Here is a 17,530-nt window from a genome sequence, read left to right as displayed (position 1 = left end):
TTTCTGGTGCACTGTTGATGTCGGTATTGCGTGGGGTATCCGTCTGCTCTGGGAGGTTCAGAACGTGAAAAAAGGCACTTCTGGCATTTCTCATGTGATGAGAGTGGATGGAATCAGGCGTGGTGTTGGTGTGGCGTCAATCGGAAAAAATAAAGCCCCAAAAAGGGGCTTTAAAGGGTGTCAAATCATCGCAACGCGCGTGCTAGCGAGTGATAAGCGATTGTAGTTTATCTCGTAGCATTGCAAGCTCACTGCGCTCTGCAGTGTCGCTCTCGCAACGTTCTAACACGTAGTCAATTGTGTTGATGACGGTACGCCATCGTGGCGATTTTGGCACCGTTTCAACATGCAGGTATTTGTCCAACGTTCGTGTTTGTAGCGTGCTTCTATCAAGGTATACACGCCATAAGCCACTTTCTTCTGCCAAATCGAACTTGGACTTTCCTGTTGAATTGCTCCAATAGTTCAACGTAACGAGCATGACCTTCACGAGGGTTTCTCTCAGGACATCGGCTTTGTCAGGTTTGTCACTGGAGAATTTATCCGCCATTCGGGTGAATTCTCCACCCAATTCGCGCAGTTGCTGAAGCTTTCCTTGGTCCCCGTCAAACGCGTAGTCAGAGAGCGCTTCAACGGCACTTTCAAGTAGCTGAACACGTTGTGACGACGCTTTTAACCCGGTATTTAAAATCAACATCATCTGCATACCTGAAGACTCAGGCAGCGTCAGCACGTCGCTGTCGATGGTGACAATGTCGTTATCCACTTTAAAACGCAGTTGCCCACTGAAGTGCCCGCGCATCATGTCAGGTTCTGGCAATGCCATTGCCAAAAAGTCATTGAGCTGGTGGCGCTCTATTTGCTCCGCACTTAAATGGAACACTTTACTGCATGCATCGTTGGCATAGCTGATCTTGCCGCTTTCTTGCACACACAAAATGCCTTCTGACGCGGAATCTAGTAGGCCAAGAAGGCGGTTTTGTACTTCGCGCAATCCAGCTTCAACTTGCTCGCGGAAGTGAATTTCATTTTGCAGAAGGCGGTTCTGTTCTCGCTCTTGTTCCGTCAAAGAAGCATTCACGTAGGCTCGGATTCGCGCACTTAACTCATCTTTGTTGAAGGGCTTTGTCAGGTAATCGTTCGCGCCAGCATCAAAGCCTTTTACCTTGTCCTGCACTTGGCTTAGTGCAGAAAGCATAATGATGGGTAATTCCGTTCTGCTGTGCCTTTCACGCAGGTGATAACACACCTCATAGCCACTCAGTTCAGGCATCATGACATCAAGCAACATCAGGGCTGGCACTTCTTGCGTGACGGATTCAATCGCTTGACGCCCATTTTCGACGGTTTTAACGCGGTAACCTTCTAGGCGCAAAAAGTTGTTGAGAACCTGAAGGTTAACAGGCTCGTCATCGACGACGAGAATGAGCGGGCCGTCAGGGTTGTCTGGTAGTTGCGCGCATTCAGGCAAATCAGAATCGATTTTGGGCGCGGCAAAGTGAGTATTGTTTGCCAAGCGCGTTTTTGCTTTGTCTTCATCTGTGGCGAGCGGCAAGGTGAAGCTGAATGTCGCGCCGACCATAGGTTGGCTGCTGACATACAATTGCCCTCCCATGATATCGATAAGTTGTCGACTGATTGACAGGCCAAGCCCAGCCCCTTGTCGATAAACTGATGTGCCGGATTTGGCCTGTGTGAGCGGCTCAAAGATGTATTCCAATTGATCGGATGGAATACCTTGTCCGGTGTCGACAACTTGGATTCGTAGCTGGCTATCAAGCACGGTCGCGGAGATGATGATTTTGCCTTCATCTGTGTACTTGATGGCGTTGCCGAGCAGGTTATATAACACCTGCTCTAGGCGTTGTTCGTCTGCTTTTACTAACGGCAGATCGATCGGTACTTGATTGATAATACGTACCGGTTTTCCACCCAAAAGGTGGCTCGATAGCTCGATAACCAAACGGACAGCATTGGCTGTATCGACCGCTTGTGGGCTGATTTCCAAATCACCGTAACGCATCTTGTGGTAATCGAGTAAATCGTCCACCAAGTTCGATAAACGCTGACCACTGTTGATGATCATTTGCAGTTGATGCTTTTGCCTTTCAGGCAACGGCCCTTCCGCCCCGGCTAGCATGGACTCAGCAATACCAACCATGCCGTGCAAAGGGGTGCGAAGCTCGTGCGAGGTGGTGGCGAGGAAGTCATCCTTCATGCGGTCAGCTTGTTGGAGCTCATCATTTTTGTGGCGAATGAGCTGAATGTTTTGCTCCAGCTCTTTATTCTGCTCTCGGATTAGCGCGAGTTTGTCCCTAACAGAGCGCTGCATGCGTGCGAAGCTAACGGCCAGGCGGCCGATTTCATCTTCTCTGTCGGTGCTAGTGATTTTCTGGTCCAGGTCGCCCGCAGAGACTTGTTCTGCCGCCCATGTCAGTCTCAGAAGTGGTGCGGTAATGGAGTTTGAAAGCAAGTGCGAAGCCACAACAACAAGGAAAATCGCACCCACCATCACTACGATGAAGATTTTCTCAAGCTGGTAAATGCGCGCAAAGGCTTCTCCTTCGGGAAGCTCAAGAATCAGCGCCCATTCCTCGTCAAACACAGCCACAGGGGCGTAGGCGCCAAGTACTTTTTCGTCGGTTGAACTTAAAAAACTACCAACGTCACGTGTGCCTGAGAGGGCGGCGTCAATGGCACTGCTCGACACGGCCGCAAGGGGCGTATCACTCAGCACGTTGCGAGGCAGCATGTCTCGGCCTACCAGCAGTGTCGAAATGTAACTGGTTTCGGCGGGGGTTTTATTTAGCATGTTGGCAAGTGCCGTGTTTGGCAACTTAAACAACACATAGCTATGCAGGTACCCTTGCTGGGTGATTGGCGCGGCAAACCACGCGATCATCTCGCCGTTGGGGGATTGTTTGAAATCACTGAAAATGATCGGGGTGCTGTCAGTATCAACCAGTGGGGCTTTGACTTGTCCCTTTATCTTGGAGAAGGATTGCCCTTCAGCGGTGTTGATCCACTCTGGCGACAACAAGTTTGCCCCAAAGACATTATCTTTCAGGTTCGAGTAAACGACATTGCCATCAATATCGACGAGCAAGATATCCGTGAAGTCTGAACGCTTTAGGTGCTCGGTAAATGCCCAGTGATAGCGCTTGTGCAGTAAGCGATAGCGCTCACTACCAATAAAGTTAGTGTCATTGATGGTACTTTGCTGAGGGTTGTCTGGGTTTTCGACGTATCTCAAGCGTGCTGCTTCGCGGGCGAGCGCTTGTGTTTTGCCAAGCTGGTGGAATGCGGCGACTAACCCATAAAAGCGCCCACCACTGGCGGTGGCAAGTTCTGAGCGCGCAAAAGATTTCACTTCTGAATGACGGGCATCGAAGAAGCTAATGATTTGCTCTTGTTTGTTGTCGCGTAGGAATGCGAGGTGTGTGGTGCTTTGCGTTTCTAAGTCGCTGCTATGTGACTCAAGGAAAAAGATAGCCAGCAGGGTGAGCGGCGTAATACTCAGCACCAGAAAAGCTAGCATCAGCTTGTGCTGAAGTCGCTTGAACTTCTGTTTTTTTTGCATGTCTCTGCCTGAAAATAAGAAATCAAAAGGCAAGTCCACTAACCCATTTTGGCAATTTTGACGAGTTATGTACTGCAGCCTTACGGGATTGACCGTGTCAAAAATCCTTATACTGACTTAATTTTTCTTGGCAAGTAAGTTATCAATGAAGCGCGTGCGAGTACTCAGTTTTAACGTTTTTAACGAAGGGCTGCGAACAGCCCTTTAGGTGTTTAACGGTTTTTGATCGCGTGGTAAATCGCAAATTTATTGTTTTTGGCCGGTGTCTCGCAATGGCCAAATGCCGCCTCAATAAAGGGCGGATAGCGAAGGAAGCTATTTGCAACAATCATTAATTGCCCTTGTTTCGACAAAAATGACGTAGCCTGCTCAAGGAAGGTTTCCGTTGCAGCATAGTGAGTTTTCAAGCCTGCATGGAACGGTGGATTGCTAACGATATTGTCGAATTTTGACGTTACAGCGCTGTAGACGTCAGACGCAAAAACCTCTCCGTCAAGATTGTTAAAACGTAAGGTTTCTTTGGCCGAGGCAACCGCCAGTGCGCTGATATCCACCATAGTGATCAGTGTGTCAGGGTAGCGGAGTTTAATGGCAGTGCCGATCACGCCTGCGCCACAACCGAAATCAAGCACAGAGCCTTTTAGTGACGGCAATGTGTCCAACAACAGCTGGCTCCCCGCATCTAATTCGCCATGGCTAAAAACGCCAGGCAGTGAGCGGATCGTGATTGTGTCCTGCCCAAGAGAAAGTGGGTAGCTCTTAAACCACGCATCAAGCTCAAAAGGTGCAGGTTCGTTGATGCATTGTCCCCAATAGAAACTGCAGCGACGCGCCGTATCAAATTTGGTGACCTTGCCGTAAGGCGCGAACATCTTTTCGATGCTGCGAACGCCACTGCGGTTTTCGCCCACAACAACGATTTCAGTGTCTTTGCCGAGCGCTGCCATCAGCATTGAAAGCAAGAACTCTGCTTCTGCTTTTGCTTTTGGCCAGTACAGCAACACCATGTCGACATTCGGCGCTTTTTGGTAGGTATCACCAAACTGAACATCCAACTGGCTGTAATGCGACATTTGATTGGCGTACGCCAAGTTGGTGGTAAAAATGCTGACGCTGGCGGCGTGTTCACACAGTTCGGTGGCGAAAGTGTCTTCCAGCTCACCGGCGAGCAATACATGCTTACCTTCAAAGTACTCAAGTTGACGAGCCACTACTTGGCTTGGGGTGCTGTAAGACATGAACGCCTCGACGTATAAAAAAATGAGCGCGGATTTTCCCACAAAGCGAGTCGTGAGGAAACTCTCCGCGCACACTAGATGTCGTTATCGCTGCATTGTTTCGCGCAACGGCGCAGTGACAACCCAAGTTAGGAGTTGTCTTGCTTCTCTAAGAAGTGATGAAATTCCGTTTCATACATACGGAACAACACCAGTGTCAGCGAGAAAATGATAGGGCCGTAAATCAACCCCATTAGCCCGTAGACCTGCAAGCCACCAATCAGGGAGAAGAAAATCAACAAGGTGTTCATCCCTGAGTTTCCTTGCATCAATAGTGGGCGCAATAAGTTATCGACGGAACCGACGACGAGCACGCCCCAACCTGCGAGAAACGCAGCCCACTGCCATTCACCAATCAGCATCAGGTACGCGGAGGCTGGCATCCAGATCAATGCCGTGCCGACGACAGGGATGAATGAGGCAAACGCCATCATTGTTCCCCAGAATAGCCCTGCAAACCCTGCCATCCACATGGCAAAGCCACCGACAAAACCTTGTGCAAGGGCAGTGAGAAACGAGCCCATCACTGCAGATTTTGCCACTTTCTCAACTTCATCCAGCAAGGTGTCTTCTTGGCTTCGTGACAAAGGACTGACATGACGCAGGGTTTGGATGATCTTGTCGTGATCGCGTAGCAAGAAAAACAGCACAAACAGCATCAACAAAAAGTTGACGAAAACGCCTGTGACATCGCCTAGAACGCGAGAGCTGAGGCCAATCATTTCCGTGCTCATTGATGACACCGTGGATGCGACGCGTGAAATTAATTCTTGTGAGTTAATGGAGTCAGCAGGCAGCCATTTATCGAGGGTATCCAGTGCAGACTGTACGATAGGCATAGAGACAATTTCTTTCGCCCCGCCATGGGTTAGCCAGTTATAGGCGTTGGTAAAGAAATGAATCCCTTGCTGCAAGATGGCGGCAGCAACGAAAATCAAAGGGATGATGACTATGACGGTCAATAAAACGCAAGACAGCGATGCCGCTATGTTCGGGTGTTTGCTAAATCTGCCTTCGATTTTTTCATGTATTGGGAAAAACAGCAGCGAAACGATAAACGCGAGAACGATGGATCCCACATAGGGAGCGATTAAGGCGTAACAAGCGTAAGCAGCCAGAGCCAGTGCGGCAATGAGCGTCCAGTGCTTAGGCTCAACTTTGTAAGAAGATGCCACAGATAGGCTCCTTATTTGTTCTTCTCCAGATTGTCTGGTGAACAGTGTAGTGTGAAGCCTATGATACGTTGTGATTTTCGACGGAAAAAGGGTAAATGTGGTGGGATGTTGTGAAGGACAGTGTCAGTCCAAAAAACGACGCAGAATCAATTTGCCTATGGCTTGCCTCATCGTGCTTGCCATTCTCGTGGCGATCTTCTGGAAGTAACCCGATTTAGCAGGGTATAGAGACAAAAAAAGCGGCGAAATACGCCGCTTTTTCGGTTACAAACGCGTTGTTTAGCTGTTAGCCAGCGCTGCAAATGCGCTATCCGCGGCTTTCAACGTTGCCGCAAGTTCTTCCTCACCATGAGACAGAGACGTAAAGCTTGCTTCAAATGCTGAAGGTGCCAAGTAAATACCTTGGTCCAGCATCAAGTGGAAGAAGCGTTTGAACTTCTCGATGTCACACTGTTGAACGTCTGCAAAGCACGTGATGCTTTCTTTGTCGGTAAAGAAGAAACCGAACATGCCACCCACTTGGTTAATCGCCAGTGGAACACCGTGCTTGTCTGCTGCTGCTTTAAAGCCTTCAGCAAGGCGCTTAGTGATGCTCGCGAGTTGCGCTTCATTGCCTTCTTTACGAAGTTCATTCAGCGCCGCTTCGCCTGCTGCCATCGCTACAGGGTTACCTGACAATGTACCCGCTTGGTATACCGGGCCCGTTGGTGCAATGTATTCCATCACTTCACGACGACCACCGAAGGCGCCTACAGGCATACCACCGCCAATCACTTTACCCAGCGTCGTTAGGTCAGGCGTGATCTTGTAGTGTGCTTGTGCGCCGCCAAGTGCAACACGGAAACCTGTCATCACTTCATCAAAGATCAACAGGGCACCAAACTCATCACACAGTGCACGAAGGCCTTCATGGAAACCCGGTTGTGGAGGAATGCAGTTCATGTTGCCAGCAACAGGCTCAACGATGATGCACGCAATCTCTTCTGGGTATTGTTCGAAGGCTGCGCGAACAGAATCAAGGTCATTGAAGGTGCATGTGAGGGTGTGTTTTGCAAAATCAGCGGGAACACCTGGCGACGTTGGTTCGCCAAGCGTCAGTGCGCCAGAACCTGCTTTTACGAGCAAGCAGTCAGCGTGGCCGTGGTAACAGCCTTCGAATTTGATGAACTTATCACGACGAGTAAAACCACGTGCCAGTCGGATGGCACTCATGGTCGCTTCTGTGCCTGAGCTCACCATGCGCACCATTTCCATCGAAGGTACGAGCTGGCTAACAAGCTCCGCGAGGGTGATTTCGCGCGCAGTCGGCGCACCAAAGCTCAAACCGTTCTGCGCCGCTTCAATCACTGCGTCACGAATGGCGGTGTTGTTGTGCCCCAAGATCATTGGACCCCAAGAACCGACATAATCAATGTACGCTTTGCCATCGGCGTCATAAATATACGCGCCATCTGCACGTTCGATGAAGATTGGATCGCCGCCAACGCCTGCGAAAGCGCGAACAGGAGAGTTTACGCCGCCAGGAATGGTTTTGCGGGCTTGTTGGAATAACTCGGCTGATTTGGTCATGGTTCTTTCCTAGGCCATTTAGTTCGTCAGTGTTAAATCTGACCGTATTGTACGAGATGCGAGTAGATCAGGCGAGTTAGTTGATGCGTTTACTATCACAGACATGTCATTATTGACGTATGTGAGGGATGATTGCTGAATGCCCTTGAGCAAAATGCACAATACTTGAACGAAATAGTCAGGTATTAGATAATGCGAATAATATAAAAGCGTATGTGAGGTAGAAATGAGCGATACCAATTTGCCGTTGCAATTCTCTGAGACAGCGGCGAACAAGGTAAAAACGCTGATCCAGGAAGAGGAAAATCCAAACCTGAAACTGCGTGTATACATTACAGGCGGTGGTTGCAGCGGTTTCCAATACGGTTTTACGTTTGATGAAAACGTGAATGACGGCGACATGACCATTGAAAAATCAGGGGTAACCTTGGTGGTTGACCCAATGAGCCTGCAATATTTGCTTGGTGGTGTTGTTGATTACACCGAAGGGTTAGAAGGTTCACGTTTCTTCGTAAACAATCCGAATGCAACGACCACCTGTGGTTGTGGTGCGTCATTCAGTGTATAAAGTATAAGACACACTAAACGGGCTTGATGGATAGAGCCCGTTTTATTTTCTGCAGCAACCAAGTCAGGATAATCACTATGGCTAATGCAGGCGCAATCACGTCTTATTTCTCTCAACGACCTTGGATCATTTCCTTGGTTCTCCTTGTTCTTCTCGTTTTTTGGGTTGGCAGCGGTCACACCGATGACACGCAACCTGAGCAGTCAAAAACAGAAACACAAGCCCCGCTAACGCGCGTGTCGGTAGATACCTTCTTTGCCGAACCTGTTACGCGTTCTATTTCTTTATATGGCCGCACAGCACCTGATCGCGAAGCGACGATTTCCTCTGAAGCAGATGGTCGTATTGTCAGTGTCAGTGTGAAAAAAGGCGCGACAGTGAAGAAAGGGGACCTTCTGTTGAATATCGACAAAGGCGACCGGAATGCGCAGCTAGAGCGCGCGAAGGCGCTACGTTTGGTAAGAACGAAAGAATATAACGCTGCCAAATCGTTGAAGAAAAAAGGGTTACAAGGCGAAGTTGCGTTCTCGCTAGCCGAAGCGAATTTGATTGAAGCCCGCGCCAATGTTGAGAACTTGTCGATCGCACTTTCCCACACTCAAGTCCGTGCGCCGTTTGATGGCATTGTTGATGATGTGATGGTGGAAGTGGGGGATTATCTTGCTGTCGGCGATCCGATTGCGAGCATCATCGATCTGGATCCTTTGATTGTCACGGCGGATGTTAGCGAAAAGCACATCAGTCATATTGATGCCAACATGCCTGCCACCATTATTTTTGTCAGTGGTGATGAGCTTGAAGGTCGTCTTCGCTATCAATCAAGCACCGCTTCTCAAACCACCAATACTTTTACCATTGAACTCGAAATTCCTAACCCTGAGCAAGCTATCCCCGCGGGGATCAGTGCCGAAGTGGATTTGCCTCTTGAAGAACAACGCGCGGTGAAGTTGTTGCCTTCAATGTTAGCGCTGGATGAATCTGGCAATTTAGGGGTGAAAACCTTATTGGGTGACAAAGTCGCTTTTGTTTCGACCAAGCTGGTCAAAGCCGAACAAGACGGCGTGTGGCTGGCAGGGCTTGGCGATCAAGTTGATGTCATCACAAAAGGACAAGGGTTTGTCCGAGATGGTGATGCGGTCATTGCTGTTCGTCAATCCGACGCACAATAAGGAGGCCTTGTTGTGAGAAGCTTGATTGATGCGTCGCTGGCACGCACGCGAACTATGGTAACTCTGCTGCTTTTCTTGTTTGTCGCAGGCGTTTACACCTACCAAACCATTCCTAAAGAATCCGATCCTGATATCACCATTCCTGTCATTTATGTGTCGGTAGGCCATGAAGGGATTTCGCCAGAAGATTCAGAGCGCTTGCTTGTTCGTCCTGTTGAACAAGAGTTGCGCTCGATTGAAGGCATCAAGGAAATGACGGCCATTGCCTCAGAAGGCCATGCGTCAGTCACACTCGAATTTAACGTGGGTGTCGATTTGGAGCAGGCCATGGCGGATGTACGCGAAGCCGTGGATCTGGTGAAACCTCGATTACCTGAAGACAGTGATGAGCCCACCGTCAACGAAGTGACCTTTGCCAGCGAACAGCCTGTTCTGTCGGTTGCCCTGTATGGTGATGTGTCTGAGCGCGCCATTGTGAAGATCGCACGCAAACTTCAAGAGAAGCTGGAAAGCTTTAAGCAAGTGCTCGAAGTGGATGTGGCGGGCGATCGTGATGACGTGGTTGAAATCATCGTGGAGCCGTTGCTGCTTGAAAGTTACGGCCTTGACCAAGAAGCGATATTTAACCTTGTTGCCCGTAACAACCGCGTGGTTGCTGCTGGTTATGTTGATACGGGATACGGGCGTTTTTCGGTGAAAGTCCCGTCTGTTTTTGAGTCTGCACGGGATGTTCTTGAACTGCCCATCAAGGTCGATGGCGTTCAGGTGGTGACCGTTGAAGATGTGGCAACGGTGCGTCGTGGCTTCAAAGATCCAGAAAGCTTTGCGCGATTAGACGGTAAACCCGCCATCGTTTTGGATGTGAAAAAGCGCGCGGGTGAAAACATCATCGAAACGGTGGAGTTGGTGAAAGCCGTGTTGGTTGAAGCGCAAAAGCAACCAGAGTGGCCAGCTGCACTGCAAGTGAAATACACCTGGGATGGGTCTGACGATGTCAGATCCATGCTTTCTGACCTGCAAAACAACATCTTATCTGCCGTGCTACTTGTGGTGGTGGTGATCATCGCCATTTTAGGGGCGCGAACCGCGTTTTTGGTGGGCGTGTCGATCCCGGGCTCTTTCCTGACGGGTTTGGTCGTATTGTCACTGTTTGGCCTCACCGTGAACATCGTTGTGCTGTTCTCTTTGATCATGGCGGTAGGGCTGCTGGTGGACGGCGCGATTGTGGTGACCGAGTACGCCGACAGGCGTATGCGCGAAGGCATCGATCGTAAACAAGCTTATCGAGAAGCCGCCCATCGCATGTCATGGCCGATAATCGCCTCGACAGCAACAACACTCGTCGCCTTTGCCCCCTTGTTGTTCTGGCCTGACATCACGGGCGAGTTCATGAAGTACATGCCGCTCACCTTGATTGCGACCTTGTTTGCCTCTTTGGTGATGGCATTGCTTTTTGTTCCCGTGCTTGGGAGTTGGTTTGGTAAGCCGTTGGCCTTGTCGGATAAGCAGCAAGCGCGCATGCAGGCGATCGAAAACGGTGATTTCAATGAGGCGCGGGGCATTACGCGTGCTTACATCAACACGCTAAAGGTCGCCATTCATCATCCGCTTAAAATTCTACTTTCAGCGCTATTGGTCGCGTTTACGGTGGGTTTTGCTTACAACAAATCTGGGTTGGGGACTGAATTCTTCCCTGATGTGGATCCTGCGTTTTTTAATATCAAAGTCCGTTCTCATGGTGACCTTTCTATCTACGAAAAAGACGTATTGATGAAAGAAGTTGAAGCGCGTGTGTTGGGCATGGATGAAATCGAAAGTGTCTACACCCGAACTGGCGGGCAAGATGAAATCGGCGTTATTCAGATGAAACCCGTTGATTGGCAAGAGCGCCGTAAAGTGAAGGAAATCATTGCTGAACTTCGCGAAAAAACGTCGGATCTTGCGGGGCTTGAGTTGGAATTCAAAAAGCCAGATGCAGGGCCGCCAAGTGAGCAGGATCTGTCCATTGAAGTGACGTCAGACGTTAACAGCGACATTGAACCTGCGGCAAGACAACTTCGTGCGCTGTTGGAGCAGAATGTCGCTTTCACCAACCTGAGCGACACCCTCACCAAGCCCGGAATTGATTGGTCAATTGATATTGATCGTGCTGATGCCGCGAGGTTTGGCGCGGATGCTACGCTGGTGGGAAACACGGTTCAGTTTGTGACGAACGGTCTGAAAATTGGTGATTATTTGCCAGATGATGCCGACGAAGAAGTTGATATTTTAGTGCGGTACCCTGAAGACAAAAGGGACATCGGCCGATTCGATGAGCTCAGAATTAAAACTGAGCACGGGTTAGTGCCTATTACCAACTTCGCGAAGATCACCGCAGAGCAAAAGCAAGGGAACATTGATCGCGTAGACGGTAAGCGTGTGGTGAAAGTGATGGCTGACATGGCAGAAGGGTATAACTTGAGCCTTGAACTGCCGACACTCACTGCGCAGATAGAGGCGTTGGGGCTGCCAAGTGGTGTGGAAACCATCGTGCGGGGCCAAAACGAAGAGCAGAACAACAGTCAGGCATTCTTGATAACGGCATTTATGGCGGCATTGGGTGCGATGGCGATCATCTTGATCACCCAGTTCAACAGCTTCTATCAAGCTTTCTTGATCTTGAGTGCAGTTTTGTTCTCCACGGTTGGTGTCTTCCTGGGGTTACTTATCTTCCAGCGTCCTTTTGGGGTGATCATGTCAGGGGTTGGGGTGATCACCTTGGCGGGGATCGTGGTCAATAACAACATTGTTCTGATTGATACCTACAATGTGCTACGTCGCCAAGGGCTCGCGAAAGCCGATGCTATATTACGAACCGGGGCGCAGCGTTTACGGCCTGTGCTACTCACAACCGTCACAACGATTCTCGGCCTGATGCCGATGGTGTTAGAGATGAACGTTGATTTGGTCAATCAAGGCGTTGAATTTGGCGCACCGAGTACGCAGTGGTGGTCTCAACTTGCGACGGCGGTCGCGGGTGGGTTGGCATTTTCGACCGTGCTGACGCTTGTGCTTACGCCTTGCCTATTGATGCTGGCGAGAGAGCCTAAGAAGGCAATGCCTGACACGCCTTCTAAAACGCCAAGTAAGCAAAAAGGATTGACGTTTACCTCTTCTGATACCGAAGAAGAGCAAGGTGATACTTCTGGGTCGTTTAAGCAAAACACCGTGCCGGCATCTCAGTCCTAGCGACGTTGGGGAGCGTTTAGAGGTGGTATTAAAAAAGCAGCGCATCGCGCTGCTTTTTCGTTTGAGTGATAAAGCCTCCGTTAGGAGTGGTTGCGCTCTAAGGTGCCAATAGAGGCAAGAAGCTCACTCAATTTGTTCAATTGCGCCAATCGGTCTTTTGCCAGTGCAATAAACGCGGTTTTCTCTTTGCCTGAGAGGGATTTCGCTTGCGGCAGCTTCACTGTGCGCGGGTTCTTGTGCACGCCGTGAACGAGGAACTCGTAGTGCAAGTGTGGGCCTGTCACACGTCCTGTGCCGCCCAGCGTACCAATGGTTTGTCCCTGCTTCACACGCTGCCCTGTTTTGACTTTACGTTTAGAGAGGTGCAAATACTTGGTGATGTAGGTTGAACTGTGCCTGATGAAGACATAGTTACCGTTGAATTTGTTGTAGGCAGATTTCATGACGATGCCGTCACCCGCCGCCCAAATGGGGGTGCCAACAGGTGCGACGTAATCCGTGCCTCGGTGCGATTTCACTTTGCCTGTTACGGGGTGTAAACGGCGAGGGTTAAAGTTGGAACTGACATAACGGAAGTTAACAGGCGAGCGTAAAAACGCTTTCTTCATGGCGCGACCTTTCTCGTCGAAATACTTGCCTGTTTTCGAACGGATAGCCGTGAAGGTTTCGCCGCGGTTGGTAAACGTTGCCGCAAGAATATTCCCACGGCCAATGATTTCACCCTCAACGAGCTGCTCTTCGAATAGCACAGAGAAAGCATCGCCTTGTCGAATGTCTAACGCGAAGTCGACATCCCAACCAAACAGGCCTGCAAGTTCCATGATTTGGTTGGCATTCAGTCCTGCGCTTATCCCTGCATTCCAAAAGCTTGATTCAATGGTGGCTGACGCAAAGTTAACTTGTGTGTCGATTTCTTTTGATTCGACCTTTGATACGAATTGATCGCCAATGCGCGTGACCACGAGGGTTTCATTTACACCGCGAGGCTGCACCAATTGGCTAAACAACCCTTGGTCGTCGAAGCCGAGGTGGATCTCGTCTCCTACTTTCAGCGATGCCAATTTCTTGGTGCCTTCGTCGCTGTTAATGAGTCGGTAAAGGGTTGTGGGGCTTATTCCGACACGGTTAAAAATCACGGCAAGACTATCACCGGCTTGGACTTTGAACTTATGCCAAGTCAGTGACGCAAAATTGCTGACGGGTTGGGCTTCGTCTTCTGGGGGAAGCAGGGAATTAGCTTCGAGTTTTATGGGGTATTGTTTCCCGATCTCAAATTTCGACTCAGGGTGCTGGGTCGGGGATTCTGAGGGGAGCAAAATCAACAGCACGACAAGCGCACTGATGGCCATAATAGACACCTGATGAAGGCGAGGTAGCGCAGCAATTCTGTTTACAGGCATTAAAAATATCGTTTAGGAAAATGAAATTACCCGGAACACACTGATGCTTGCCAAATCCCTCGGAAAATCAGAGTGGCGAGTGGTTCCCTTTGATTTATATGCAAGCGTCATATCTTGCTTATTTATATAAGTCTAACTGGTTTCAAAAACCATCGCTATTCAAGTAGTATGTCGCTTTACGAAAAATTGCCGATTCTGTGGGAGCGATAAACTATGGCGAGCATTGAAGCCGCGCTAGCCGAAATTAAGCGTGGTGTTGAGGAATTGATTCCTGAAGCGGAACTGATTGCGAAACTAAAAGAAAACCGTCCTCTTCGTATCAAGTTGGGTGCGGATCCAACGGCGCCGGATATTCACCTTGGTCACACTGTGATCATGAATAAACTGCGTGCGTTCCAGGAGCTGGGCCATGAAGTAATCTTCCTTATCGGTGACTATACCGCGATGGTCGGTGACCCAAGTGGCAAGAACGCAACACGTCCGCCGCTGACGCGTGAGCAGGTTTTGAGCAATGCTGAAACCTACAAAGAGCAGATCTTCAAAATTTTGGATCCTGCTAAGACACGCATCGAATTCAACTCAAGCTGGTTGAGCGAGCTAGGCACTGACGGCATGATCCGTTTGGCAGCAAGCTCTACCGTTGCACGTATGCTTGAGCGTGACGACTTTAAAAAGCGTTACAGCAACAATCAGCCAATCGCGATCCACGAATTCATTTACCCGCTTCTGCAAGGTTATGATTCAGTGGCGCTTGAGGCAGACGTTGAACTGGGTGGTACCGACCAGAAGTTTAACTTGCTAATGGGCCGTGAACTGCAAAAGCAAAACGGTCAATCTCAGCAAGTGGTTATTACGATGCCACTGCTGGTGGGCTTGGACGGCGTTAAGAAAATGTCGAAGTCTGCGCATAACTACATTGGTATCAGCGACGTACCTAACGAGATGTTCGGTAAAATCATGTCGATCTCTGATGATCTGATGTGGAGCTACTACGAATTGTTGTCATTCCGTCCTTTGGAAGAGATTGCACAATTTAAAGCGGACATCGAAGGCGGCAAGAACCCACGTGATGTGAAAATCTTGCTGGCAAAAGAAATCATTGCTCGTTTCCACTCTGAAGCAGATGCGGAAGCGGCAGAAGCTGAATTCATCAATCGTTTCCAAAAAGGTGCGATGCCAGATGAAATGGCAGAGTTTTCTTTCGAGCAAGGCGTCGCCATTGCTAACCTTCTGAAAGATGCTGACTTGGTTGGCTCTACCTCAGATGCAATGCGTATGATCCGCCAAGGCGCAGTGAAGATTGACGGCGAAAAAGTCGACGATACCAAACTGGTTCCTGCGGCTGGTACGGCAGTGTACCAAGTGGGTAAACGTAAATTTGCGCGTATCACGTTAGCGTAATTTACCGCAGAGCGCTTGCTACTGAGCGAATGCAAAATGAAAAGGCGCTGAAAAGCGCCTTTTTTTGTGCCTTTGCCCCGTCCTAAATAAGAGCCCCGTCTTAAATAAGTGTCCCGTCCTAAATCAGGTCAACAGACCCTAGTGAATAAGTGATGCCACCCGCTCACCAAGGCGCTTTGCCGTTTTGATATCAATGTCATCCAACTGGCCTTTTTCATCCACCATGCCGATGGCACCGAGCGACGAATTGAGGCGGTTGAACGTTTTTGATGCTGTGCCTTCTGGGGCATCAACCCCCACCCAAAGCATGCTGTGCTGCGTGGCGAGAATATAAAAACTCTCAATCGTGCTTTGCACTTCTCCGCACGGGCTACCGCCAGTGGTAAATCCGGCAGAGAGCTTGTTGTGCCATAACTGATTTGACCATGACTCGCTGCTGGCATCAGCAAAAGCTTTAAATTGTGCCGCAGGGCCGCCCATGTAGGTTGGCGATCCAAAGATAATGGCATCCATATTGGCGAGTTCATCAAACAAGGCTTCATTCTTAAACCGACCTTCAATGATGTCCGTGCCCACAATTGGGTAAAGCAGGACGTCTGTATCTCGCTGTTTTGCACCTTCTGCAACGGCTTGCGCCATGCTCGCAGTGCTTCCTGTTTGTGAAAAGTAGACGATGGCAATGCGCTTCATGATGCGTTCTCCAAGCGACACTTAACGGCGTGTAAGGCTTCGGGGAGACGAAGTGAATCGTAAAGTCGCGCGCAGCTGTATATCAGCTTGATGGTGTGATCGTTTTCTGTTTCCAAAGACCGTTCGAACCAATGTGACCAGTCCGCGACAACATCTGAGTGCAGCCCTTCGTTTGAGTGAGGTTCGCGATATTCGGCAGTACACGCCGCGGCAACATAGGCTTGCCAAAAGTAATGAAGCGCTGCGTCTTGCTCTTCGATGAATGGGAGAAGGGAGAGGAGTGCCTGAAAACCGGTGACCCCGTGTAGCAAGGTGAAATCGTCGCTTGTGGAATATTGCGTGAGCACAATGCGAGCAACCACTTCCAAAGACAATGAATCCGGCTGGCTTGCGATGGCTTGGTACTTCTCCAGTGTGACGAGCTCCTCCACATGATCGATGATGATCCCTTTTCGATAGGTGTGATCATGAAACAGCGAAAGCGCCTGGTTTAAATCGTCTTGCGGACTCAGATCTTGCTGAAAGGAGAGCGCGCCGAGCGGCGTGTACCCCGATGACCAATAGGCTAGGGCATGACTGATCTCGTCTATATCCTCTAACTCTACCGCATAGGCGAGACGGATAACGCCATGAAACGCACCCGCGGAGATCCCAGGTAGCAGAGACGGCAGTATGCGTCGCAGTGTTTCTTCTGTACCAAGTTTACCTAGCATGATGCAGTAATACGCCACGAAATCGGCGTTGTGCGCTTTCTCGCCCAAGGTTGGCGTGTCGACACCAAGCACTTCACCCAATGGCGCTAAATGATCGGCGGCGCGCTGGTACTCTTTTTCCAGCTGCGCCGTTGAAGCGCCAAGCCTTTGCATGGCGGTGATCGCCATTGGCAGGTGGTTTGAAAAGCGTGGTCCGAAGGTTGGCCCGAAGCGATGACTTTTCCTTATTAGCTCAAGGCCTGTGGTAGTGAGTGCTTGGTACATGATGGCATTCCTTTGCGCTTTCGTTATGAAGGTTGGGCTGTTACAACACGTGGTTTTTGCATTGTGTCATCGTTACAACGCATAGTCGTTTCTGCTGTTCATATCTTCGGTAAGGTATTCAATGAACTCCCATTCCAGACTATCGCCATCACGGAAATAAACGCGTTTTCGGCTTGGATGACTCTCATCAAAAATCGTTTCCTCATAGCCCGCGGCTTTGAGGTTTTCTGCCACGCGTGTGACATCTTCAACGACAAGCCCGATGTGATTAACGCCGAGTTGATAGTAGGGAAGGCGTTCAACTGGTTTGTCTATCACCACTTCTTGAAGCGCGATATACGTTGCGTCGGTTCCGATGTGACACCAGGCTCTTTCTTCGTTACTTCCTTCACCACGAACAGAAAAATCCGGCATTGCCGCTTGTAAGAAAGCAATGGCACGGTGAAGGCTGCTTACTGTGATATTGGCATGTTCTACATAACTGGTCATGACGTGC

Annotated in this window: 12 protein-coding genes; 4 read left to right on the top strand and 8 right to left on the bottom strand. The window is 49.7% G+C overall.

Features of this window, described 5'->3' with window-relative positions; all coding sequences use genetic code 11:
- Positions 1–202: 202 nt before the first annotated feature.
- From EQP46_RS21090 to hemL, 4 genes are all read right to left on the bottom strand, one after another.
- A complete protein-coding gene (locus EQP46_RS21090; protein WP_129495518.1) occupies positions 203–3,580 on the bottom strand; it encodes a hybrid sensor histidine kinase/response regulator in 3,378 nt (1,125 codons plus the stop codon).
- A gap of 212 nt (positions 3,581–3,792) precedes the next feature.
- On the bottom strand, positions 3,793–4,818 hold the full coding sequence (rsmC, locus tag EQP46_RS21085; RefSeq protein ID WP_129495517.1) for a 16S rRNA (guanine(1207)-N(2))-methyltransferase RsmC: 1,026 nt from the start codon (positions 4,816–4,818) through the stop codon (positions 3,793–3,795).
- Between the two features lie 128 nt (positions 4,819–4,946).
- Positions 4,947–6,032, bottom strand: coding sequence for an AI-2E family transporter (locus EQP46_RS21080; protein WP_129495516.1), 1,086 nt, complete (start codon positions 6,030–6,032; stop codon positions 4,947–4,949).
- Positions 6,033–6,311: 279 nt separating this feature from the next.
- Positions 6,312–7,601 (bottom strand): glutamate-1-semialdehyde 2,1-aminomutase, encoded by a 1,290-nt coding sequence (hemL, locus tag EQP46_RS21075; RefSeq protein ID WP_129495515.1) that lies wholly within the window; start codon positions 7,599–7,601, stop codon positions 6,312–6,314.
- Positions 7,602–7,827: 226 nt separating this feature from the next.
- Here hemL and erpA point away from each other — a divergent pair, with 226 nt between their 5' ends.
- From erpA to EQP46_RS21060, 3 genes are all read left to right on the top strand, one after another.
- Complete coding sequence (gene erpA / locus EQP46_RS21070) at positions 7,828–8,169, top strand: iron-sulfur cluster insertion protein ErpA (protein ID WP_129495514.1); 342 nt, start codon at positions 7,828–7,830, stop codon at positions 8,167–8,169.
- A 77-nt stretch (positions 8,170–8,246) separates the two neighbouring features.
- Positions 8,247–9,338: an efflux RND transporter periplasmic adaptor subunit gene (locus tag EQP46_RS21065; protein WP_129495513.1), complete on the top strand. Its 1,092-nt coding sequence runs from the start codon at positions 8,247–8,249 to the stop codon at positions 9,336–9,338.
- Between the two features lie 12 nt (positions 9,339–9,350).
- Entirely contained in the window at positions 9,351–12,566 is a 3,216-nt protein-coding gene (locus tag EQP46_RS21060) for an efflux RND transporter permease subunit (protein WP_129495512.1), read from the top strand.
- An 80-nt stretch (positions 12,567–12,646) separates the two neighbouring features.
- Here the strand turns inward: EQP46_RS21060 and EQP46_RS21055 are convergent, their stop codons facing one another.
- Complete coding sequence (locus EQP46_RS21055; RefSeq protein ID WP_129495511.1) at positions 12,647–13,966, bottom strand: peptidoglycan DD-metalloendopeptidase family protein; 1,320 nt, start codon at positions 13,964–13,966, stop codon at positions 12,647–12,649.
- 213 nt (positions 13,967–14,179) lie between these two features.
- On the opposite strand from EQP46_RS21055, the gene tyrS reads away from it, so the two are divergent.
- A complete protein-coding gene (gene tyrS / locus EQP46_RS21050; protein ID WP_074926660.1) occupies positions 14,180–15,367 on the top strand; it encodes a tyrosine--tRNA ligase in 1,188 nt (395 codons plus the stop codon).
- Between the two features lie 138 nt (positions 15,368–15,505).
- On the opposite strand, the gene EQP46_RS21045 is transcribed toward tyrS, so the two are convergent.
- The 3 genes from EQP46_RS21045 to EQP46_RS21035 all read right to left on the bottom strand — a co-directional run bounded on the left by EQP46_RS21045 (position 15,506) and on the right by EQP46_RS21035 (position 17,523).
- Positions 15,506–16,057 carry a flavodoxin family protein gene (locus EQP46_RS21045; RefSeq protein WP_129495510.1) on the bottom strand — a complete coding sequence of 184 codons (552 nt, stop codon included), beginning with the start codon at positions 16,055–16,057 and terminating at the stop codon, positions 15,506–15,508.
- Positions 16,054–17,034 carry a questin oxidase family protein gene (locus EQP46_RS21040; protein WP_129495509.1) on the bottom strand — a complete coding sequence of 327 codons (981 nt, stop codon included), beginning with the start codon at positions 17,032–17,034 and terminating at the stop codon, positions 16,054–16,056. The genes EQP46_RS21045 and EQP46_RS21040 overlap by 4 nt, the downstream gene beginning before the upstream one ends.
- A gap of 72 nt (positions 17,035–17,106) precedes the next feature.
- A complete protein-coding gene (locus EQP46_RS21035; protein WP_129495508.1) occupies positions 17,107–17,523 on the bottom strand; it encodes a VOC family protein in 417 nt (138 codons plus the stop codon).
- Positions 17,524–17,530 lie beyond the last annotated feature (7 nt).

Source organism: Enterovibrio baiacu, from assembly GCF_004120195.1.
Taxonomy (GTDB): domain Bacteria; phylum Pseudomonadota; class Gammaproteobacteria; order Enterobacterales; family Vibrionaceae; genus Enterovibrio; species Enterovibrio baiacui.
The sequence above is the reverse complement of the archived record's forward strand: the minus strand, read 5'-3'. Positions and strand labels throughout refer to the sequence as shown.

Excerpts from the sequence above, each read along its gene's own strand:
- EQP46_RS21090 (WP_129495518.1), bottom strand. The coding sequence starts at position 3,580 with ATGCAAAAAAAACAGAAGTTCAAGCGACTTCAGCACAAGCTGATGCTA.
- rsmC (WP_129495517.1), bottom strand. The coding sequence starts at position 4,818 with ATGTCTTACAGCACCCCAAGCCAAGTAGTGGCTCGTCAACTTGAGTAC.
- hemL (WP_129495515.1), bottom strand. The coding sequence starts at position 7,601 with ATGACCAAATCAGCCGAGTTATTCCAACAAGCCCGCAAAACCATTCCT.
- erpA (WP_129495514.1), top strand. The coding sequence starts at position 7,828 with ATGAGCGATACCAATTTGCCGTTGCAATTCTCTGAGACAGCGGCGAAC.
- EQP46_RS21065 (WP_129495513.1), top strand. The coding sequence starts at position 8,247 with ATGGCTAATGCAGGCGCAATCACGTCTTATTTCTCTCAACGACCTTGG.
- EQP46_RS21055 (WP_129495511.1), bottom strand. The coding sequence starts at position 13,966 with ATGCCTGTAAACAGAATTGCTGCGCTACCTCGCCTTCATCAGGTGTCT.
- tyrS (WP_074926660.1), top strand. The coding sequence starts at position 14,180 with ATGGCGAGCATTGAAGCCGCGCTAGCCGAAATTAAGCGTGGTGTTGAG.
- EQP46_RS21045 (WP_129495510.1), bottom strand. The coding sequence starts at position 16,057 with ATGAAGCGCATTGCCATCGTCTACTTTTCACAAACAGGAAGCACTGCG.
- EQP46_RS21040 (WP_129495509.1), bottom strand. The coding sequence starts at position 17,034 with ATGTACCAAGCACTCACTACCACAGGCCTTGAGCTAATAAGGAAAAGT.
- EQP46_RS21035 (WP_129495508.1), bottom strand. The coding sequence starts at position 17,523 with ATGACCAGTTATGTAGAACATGCCAATATCACAGTAAGCAGCCTTCAC.